The sequence below is a fragment of the Acetobacter sp. P1H12_c genome (assembly GCF_018811975.1).
GTDB lineage: Bacteria > Pseudomonadota > Alphaproteobacteria > Acetobacterales > Acetobacteraceae > Acetobacter > Acetobacter persici.
The window spans coordinates 1-7539 of record NZ_JACRVR010000062.1; the positions used below are offsets into that span (position 1 = coordinate 1).

The following is a 7539-nucleotide window of genomic DNA, read 5'->3' on the forward strand; positions in this document are numbered from 1 at the left end:
TAATGTCTGGGCAGATACAGCCCCGTTCAAAAGCCAATGAGGCCTTCATGGAGAAGCATGGCTTTGTCTTCAAGGTTCACAGGAAAAAGCCTCATCTTAAGCCGATGCCACGACATATCCAGAAATCGAATGCAGGAAAATCCGTTATCCGGTCGCGTGTCGAGCATATTTTTGCTGATCAGAAGTCACAGACGGGACTGTTCGTCCGAACCGTAGGCATAACGCGAGCCACCATGAGGATCAGGCTAGCCAATATCGTCTACAATATGCGCCGCTTTCTCCTCCTGGAGCGGATTAACGCGATCGCGTAGCAATCCAGGGCATAAGACCCTCACTCTGCTCAAAACGCAGGGTGAAAATTAGGTCCACGAACCAGCAATCAACACGACAAAAAACTGAAATCAGGCAAAAGGAGAAACCATCAACGGTTCTTCGAACCCTCCAAATTGTTCAACGTCTGGATAACCAGAATTTTGAACATCAGCACTGGATCAAACGGAGGACGGCCGCCTTTGCTTCCGTCTGAATAGGCCAGTGCCTTGGTCAGCTCCGGACGGAACGCCTCAAAATCCACAGTCCGGGAAAACGCTTCAAGTTGATCACCAAGCCCGCTCAAACGAGAAAGCCGCTCTTCAACATCAAAGAAACCGGACTGTTTCATGTCGCCACTCCTCCAATAAAAACCGGAAAAATGGAATCACGGAGAGGGCCTCAAAACCAAGAGGGTTTTCGAACTCTCCTCCTCCGTGCTATATGTTTAAAAATACAGACTATATTTAGGAAAAGAATGCAAAGATTGTGTCTGGCAGTAATGGCCTCTATATATCTTTGCAGTCTTTTTCACAAAAGAGGATCTGGAATTAAGGAGGGGAGCCCCCTAAAGCGGTATATTCAGCAGGAACACCACAGAATGTAATTAATTCTGTTGGAATAAGATTATAGTGTACGTGTTTGCCCGCTCTAATCAGATGATTATAAAGTGGTGCGATATAGAGTTCAGGTAAAGACGGAGCCTTTCGTTCCTGTGTCAGTGCATCAAGAAAAGACGAAGAACTGGCAAAATGATAGAGACCATCACAACACAAATCGGAAATAGGTTGTTTTTCTGTGGTGCGTACCACTAATGGTTCATCATATCCTTTCCGAGGTTCAACGTAGGACCAGTTTGCGCCTTCGCCACGAAAAACCTCCAAATATCCGGCTGAGTGTTTGAACCAGTTTGTTTCAGGAAAATGGAAGTCTTTGCGGAATGTATCAATGTTGAAAATAGTCAAAGGTGTTTGTTCGTTGAGGGAGGCTTTTTTAATGCCAATTTCTACTGTTTCTGCCTGACCAGTGGTTTCATTATCCAGAACAACAATACGGATATCACGAATACCTAACTCTTTTGTTTCTTTTCGAATAAAGTCAGGTGTATCTGCGATCGTTCGTGCGATGAAAACGAAGGGAAGCTGTTCGAAGTAGCGTGAAAAACTTTCTACCGAATGTTTGAATACACTTTTGCCATGCAAAGGCAGCATATATTTAGGTTTGGTATAGCCAGCCTTCGTAAAGCGGCTTGATAGGCCCGCCATAGGAATAATGATCATGATTACCTCTTGTCCAAGTCAGAAAATAGTCTCAACGCGTTTGCAATAAAAGCTGTTTGCCGATCTGGCCGGTCAGCATGCAAAGGAAGCATGCTGACGAATAATGAAGCTGTCATAGCACCAATTTCTGGACTGGATGGGGAAATACCCGCAATGGTCAGCTCAGAAAATTGTTTTTGTAACCAAATACGTTGGTTTGATGGAGGAAAATCCAGAGAGAAACTGTACATATTCTGCTGTGTTAACTGGTAACGTCCAGCGATAATAAGGTCGTACAAACCATTAATAGAGTGGCAAAACTTTGCGATATCATAACGGATATCTCCATGGATATCATGTTTTCCGTTAGTAACGTATCCTCTCGGATCAATAACAGAAATGCGATTATTGCGTGAATTGTATAGAATATTACTAAAACAAAAGTCGCCATGCATAATAGTAGATGGCTCTGTCGTATCCTGATCTGGAAGCATCTCTTCCAGTAGGGTAGCTAATTGTACTAGAGAAGGCATGGGTTTGCCATTTAAAGAAAGTGGCTGCTCAATATTAAAACCACTTTCTTGGGCGTAGCGCTCAAGCCGTTCGAAGGTTTTTGTTCCCATGAGTTGGCTTGTATAATGGGCGCGTGGCTGAGTTCCTTTGTGGGAAGCGCAAACATCTAGGAACTCTGTGCAGGAACTGAGTATTTTTCGCCATGATGCTTGCCCAATACTTGAGAAAACAAAGAGTTCTGAAAGGTTGGGAGCGTATTGGTATTCCGTAATATAGAACTCATGCGCACCATCTTGGCCCCTATCCAGTAGGCGTGCGCTGTAAGGTCTGGCTTCTGCTGGAATATGGGTCAGCCAGTTAGCTTCGGCCTGCATTTTAAAGCTGTCAGATGAAAACTTCTTAACATAATTTCGCGTAATTTGTAAAGAGTTAAATGCGCGAGCTGTTGTTACCATACGACGTGAATGAAAATAAGTCTGCAGATGGCCGAAGTCATACCAATGATCGATACTTGCCATTCGCATAGGATAAAGACGATTGTAAGCGTTAAGACCATCCAGGAAACTGTAATTGTGGCGTACCATGAGCCGGACAAACTCGCTACAGCTCGAAAAGGTAAAGTAACCACAGGCAACCGGGCGGTTTAACTGATTTTCTGATGTTACTTTTATGATTTCCAGACTGTTGATACGTGTGCCTGAATGATTGATGGCGGCCCAGCAATAATCATCTCCTTCTGCATGTGAGGCGACGATGTTCTGCCCAGAAGGCAGGCGATCTAACAGGGTGTCTCCATGCAGAAGTCGAAGGCCAGTGGAGTAAGAGCCAACACTATTTATAGCGAAGACAATAGATGCTCCGAGCTCTAAGCCATCGGGTACAAAAATAGGTGTTACCCCTTGGACCTCGAAAAATTCCAGATCATGATCCGGTACCTTAAAGCTTTCTGGCAGAGTGATATAGATTGGCGCATCTTCTGGCATGTCTTGCTTTAGGCTGGCAATCTGCATTTCATATAAACGCCCTACACCTAATGGCATGAAGGCCGGTGGTAAGTGTCCAAATTCTGCAATGAGCTCGGAGCCAACATAAGCTCCTGATGCGATAATGCTGATAAGGTTGATGTTGGTCATTTATCTGTTTCAATAAGATGATGGATTTCTTCGAGGGATAGCTTAAGAAATTCTGATGGACGGATTGCACGGTCATCAATGTAGAAACCTTCCGTGCCGCACCACGCCTTGCCGACATAAACTTCATCATACGGCACACCATGTTTGTCCAGCCATTCTAGAATAACAGGCAATGTGTGAGCGTTAATCTTGCCGATGGCGCCGTTATAGGTACGCATATTTCGGGCAGTTTGTATCAGAATCTCAAAGCCTTGTTTTTTATATTCATTGAGTTTTTCTATCAATTCCAGATTTGGTTCTTTGTCTGCATACGACAGATCGGGATTGTTTTTGGTCAAGGTATCATCGAGGTCAACGACAAGGCGTTTCATGGAGGCTCCGGCACGCAATAATTTAGAAAAAGACTAATGTTGCCTTACACTGGACAGGTCAAATTTTTTAGATGTCCCGAGGTCAGTTTAGGCTGACATTGCATGTAATTCTTGCTTGATCTTACGATCAGCCACATCCTCCCACTTATGAGACTGTTTTTAATATTAGGTTATATGAATACTGTTACAGTATCCATTTGTCCAGCTATGAGATGACGATTTGTCTCGATCATATTGCTGTGAGTTCATATTGGAGAGGTGGTCCCGTCTGTTCGGACAGTTTTTGGGTTTGAATAAGCTATACCCAGTTGATGTTATGCCGCCATTCTGACGGCGTTGCTGTTGGCCATCTGGTCCGGCGTTAACCCCGGACCAGATGGTGTCGGCGCGCCATAATACGCCTCATCAGGCGTTCGTCCAGCCAGGGCCGTATGGGGACGTTGCCCGTTATAATGGGTGATCCATTTCGTGAGCCCCACGCGAAGTTCTGATCCGGTCTCAAATGCGTGCAGGTAGACACATTCGTATTTCAACGACCGCCACAGACGCTCGATGAACATGTTGTCCAGCCAGCACCCACGCCCGTCCATGCTTATACGGATCTGACGCTTCTCCAGGATCCCTGTAAAACGGGGTGTCGTGAATTGTGAGCCCTGGTCCGTGTTGAAAATCTCTGGGGCGCCATAGCGCATCCCCGAGAGCCTCAATACAGAACTCCGCGTCCATCGTGTTCAACAGACGCCAGGACAGCACCTTGCGCGTGAACCAGTCCATGATCGCCACGAGGTAGAGAAATCCCCGTTTCATGGGGATATATGTGATATCGGCACACCAGACCTGGTTAGGCCGCTCAATGACCAGATCCCGCAGCAGATACGGATATTTCCGATGCTCCGGATAGGGTACAGTCGTGCGCGGCTTCTGGTAGATCGCCCGCAGACCCATGATCGCCATGAGCCGCCGGACCCGCTTGCGCCCCACTTCATGTCCCAGGCGGCGCAGATGCCATGTCATCTGCCGCGAGCCATAAACGGCGTTTCCAGGAACTGGGCGTCGATCAGCCGCATCAACGCCAGATTGGCCTCGTTCTGTGGCACAGGCCGATAGTACACGCCCGACCGGTTGAGTTGTAGCAGCGTGCATTGCCGGATGATCGGCAGACGCGCTCGCTTCGGGTCAATCATCTGCCGCCTCTGATCACGCCCAACCGAGCAGAGGCATCGCGTAAAAAATCCCGTTCCACGAGAAGCTCGCCTCTCTTCGCGTGCAGTTTCTCCACATCAGCCGGACTGACCGGAGGCTCAGACACCGTCTTTCCGGAAAAGGTCGCTGCCATCCCCTCGATCGCCTGCCGTTTCCATTGAGCGATCATCGTCTGATGCACGCCATGTTTCGACGCCAGTTCCGCCAGCGTCAGTTCGCTACGGATCGCTTCCAGGGCAACCCGTGATTTGAACTCCGCTGCATATCTCTTGCGCGTAACCTTGCCCATAAAACCCGTCCTCTCTCAGGCCGGATTATAGCTTATTGCCTTGTCCGAAAAATGGGGACCACCTCTTCTTCGATCCCTCCGCCTGATGATTGGCGCCATGGAGATCCTCGGCACGTAGGATGGCCATGTGCTCTTGGCTGCTGATCTGCCGGATTCCGACCCCAGCATCGCAAGGGCATGGTATAATAGGGCATGGTATAATAATGGTGGCGCACTCTGGATTTCGGTAGGACCGCGGGATGATTAAACATTTAGCCTTACTCACATTTCTGGCGGCACCGTCTTTTGCTTTCGCGCAGGCAGTTCCGGTAAGACCAAACCACACGTTGCCGCAATACAGCGCCGTGACCGCAGCTAACAGCAATGCAGGCGCACCACGCACCATGCTCCGTATGGCTGCACCGTCCGCCTCTGGAGGGTACGCGGCCCTCTGGCCGCCCGGTGGTATTCGTAAGGACACACGTGTCCCGTCTCTCTATACCGATGGATCAGCAGGCACGCTGGCTCAGATTGGACTGATGTCAGACGGTAGTGTGCAACAGACTGATATAGGCACAACAGTTGCCGCACTTGATACCCGTGGGATGATGCCAGCCCCGCTCTCCGGGGATGCAAGCAGCGGAACTGTAAAATATTTGGGCGGGACATCATTCACTGTGGCTGATGGTCTGGCCGATTTTTTCAATACGCGTATCTTTGGTCTGGCATTTGATGGCAGTCCTTCTGACGCAGATAAAATGAGTGCGTGGTATCAAAAAATACCACAAGGTGTAGCATGGTATCCGGCAGGAATATTGTGGCCATCCACAAGTAATTGTCAGCCCTGGTATCCTAAAACAGATCATAAATATATTTTGTTCCGCTCCAATGGGTCACCCGGATATGGTTGTAACGGGTGGCGTGTGGATATGTGGTATAAAGACCCGACTGCTAATATGTACGAAACATATGCGAACGGCACACTGGAATACGGTCGCACTTATGGTCCAAATACCTTAAATTCAGAAATGATGAGACTTGTTGCAGATAATAACGATCCCAGCAAAAAGCCTGGTGAGGGATTATCAGAAGGACTCACCCTATTAAACGTCAGTGATACAATGGAAGATGGTGGATATGGGTCCATGCATCCTGTCTATGTGCGCATGACGGTTAAAGGCCATAACTGGGGCCAAAACCAACACGCGAACATTCAAACAGATACATTCAGAACAGGTCCTGTTGCCACGGAAGGCATGTGGGGACTGTTCCAGGCCATGAACGAAATGAATGGATTGGGGCCAGATACTGATCAGGCCGCATGGTCAATTGGTGATGAAATCGACATGGCCGGAGTGGGAACTGATGCGCGACATATGCGGAATGCCTATCGAATTGGATTAAATGTTACGGGTTTTAACGCATGGTCAGCAAATTCTATACACGCTGTTGGTGATCTGGTGACAGATAGCTCGCAAACCAATGTTTACATAGCGACAGTTGCCGGGACATCTGGAGCGTCTGAGCCATCATGGAATACCGCAACGATCAACCAGTCCACGACCACAGATGGCACTGTTACATGGATGCTGAAGAATCCAAATCATCTGGAAATTGGCACTGGGTTTTTTGCAGGGGGTGGTGGCAATAGCCGCGTCAACTATCGTACTGTTTTCCAGTCTGATGCACAGGTGACGCATGCCGTATTTGATGCCTCTCCGGCAACACTGGGGCCGAGTGGTGCTGCAGTCAGGCTGTCGGCCGGCCAAATTATTGATTTCAGTGGACACAATGAGCAGAACGAAAATGTCAGGACGCTCGGTTATACTGATGGCAAGGGCCTGCAATACAAGGTAGCCGGCAATGTTGTGCTGGATGCGTCCGATAACGGGACTGTTCAGTTCAGTCGGGGTATCACGCTGGGGTCGTTGTCAACAGCCGCTATTCTCGCGCTCTCTAGTGTCTCTGATGGATACGTCGTTAACGACAGTGATCTTAACCAGCCCGTAATCTATGAGCATGGGAAATGGTATCCAATACAGTTGGGCGCGGCTCTGGGAGAGGTGGAGGGTTCGAAGAACCGTTGATTGATTGTAACCGGCCGTTCTGGGCCGCCTTGATTATGCGGCGTGCCTGTGCGGTGTATTCACGGGTTTCTAGTTGGAGGGATCGAAGAACCCTTGATTGATACGCTTGGCTGGTGATTTCAGGTTTTTGGCGATTTGATTGACTACTTTTGGGTTGGTTTTCGATCTGCGTTTTGAGCAGATCGAGTGCTGCCCCCGCTGGATTGCTATGCATTCGCGCTGATCCGCTCCAGGAAGAGGAAGCGGCGCATATTATAGACGATATTGGCCAGGCCGATCCTCATGGTGGCCCGGGTGATACCGACAGTTCGGACGAACAGACCCATTTGCGATTTCTGGTCAGCAAAGACATGCTCGACGCGGGATCGGATCACGGACTTTCCTGCATTGGACCGC

4 protein-coding genes and 4 pseudogenes are annotated in these 7539 nt (G+C 48.7%); 2 read left to right on the forward strand and 6 right to left on the reverse strand.

Annotated elements, in window-relative coordinates; genetic code table 11:
• A pseudogene (locus tag KP699_RS15605) lies at positions 1 to 311 on the forward strand (IS5/IS1182 family transposase); the annotation flags it as partial.
• 119 nt (positions 312 to 430) lie between these two features.
• Here the strand turns inward: KP699_RS15605 and KP699_RS15610 are convergent.
• The 5 genes and pseudogenes from KP699_RS15610 to KP699_RS15630 form a co-directional block, all read right to left on the reverse strand.
• Positions 431 to 661: pseudogene (locus KP699_RS15610) on the reverse strand (transposase); the annotation flags it as partial.
• A gap of 199 nt (positions 662 to 860) precedes the next feature.
• The gene (locus KP699_RS15615; protein ID WP_215763272.1) at positions 861 to 1589 is read right to left on the reverse strand and encodes a glycosyltransferase family 2 protein; all 729 of its coding nucleotides are present in this window, start codon (positions 1587 to 1589) and stop codon (positions 861 to 863) included.
• Positions 1590 to 1591: 2 nt separating this feature from the next.
• Complete coding sequence (locus KP699_RS15620) at positions 1592 to 3214, reverse strand: phosphotransferase (protein WP_215763273.1); 1623 nt, start codon at positions 3212 to 3214, stop codon at positions 1592 to 1594.
• The gene (locus tag KP699_RS15625; protein ID WP_215763274.1) at positions 3211 to 3585 is read right to left on the reverse strand and encodes an HAD-IIIC family phosphatase; all 375 of its coding nucleotides are present in this window, start codon (positions 3583 to 3585) and stop codon (positions 3211 to 3213) included. Before KP699_RS15625 ends, KP699_RS15620 begins: the two co-directional genes overlap by 4 nt.
• Positions 3586 to 3899: 314 nt before the next feature.
• Positions 3900 to 5077, reverse strand: a pseudogene (locus tag KP699_RS15630) (IS3 family transposase).
• Between the two features lie 239 nt (positions 5078 to 5316).
• On the opposite strand from KP699_RS15630, the gene KP699_RS15635 reads away from it, so the two are divergent.
• Entirely contained in the window at positions 5317 to 7143 is a 1827-nt protein-coding gene (locus KP699_RS15635) for a hypothetical protein (protein WP_215763275.1), read from the forward strand.
• Between the two features lie 206 nt (positions 7144 to 7349).
• On the opposite strand, the pseudogene KP699_RS15640 reads toward KP699_RS15635, so the two are convergent.
• Positions 7350 to 7539: pseudogene (locus KP699_RS15640) on the reverse strand (IS5/IS1182 family transposase); the annotation flags it as partial.

Bases quoted from the DNA above. Each gene is read 5' to 3' on its own strand.
- KP699_RS15615 (WP_215763272.1), bottom strand. From the start codon at position 1,589: ATGATCATTATTCCTATGGCGGGCCTATCAAGCCGCTTTACGAAGGCT.
- KP699_RS15620 (WP_215763273.1), bottom strand. From the start codon at position 3,214: ATGACCAACATCAACCTTATCAGCATTATCGCATCAGGAGCTTATGTT.
- KP699_RS15625 (WP_215763274.1), bottom strand. From the start codon at position 3,585: ATGAAACGCCTTGTCGTTGACCTCGATGATACCTTGACCAAAAACAAT.
- KP699_RS15635 (WP_215763275.1), top strand. From the start codon at position 5,317: ATGATTAAACATTTAGCCTTACTCACATTTCTGGCGGCACCGTCTTTT.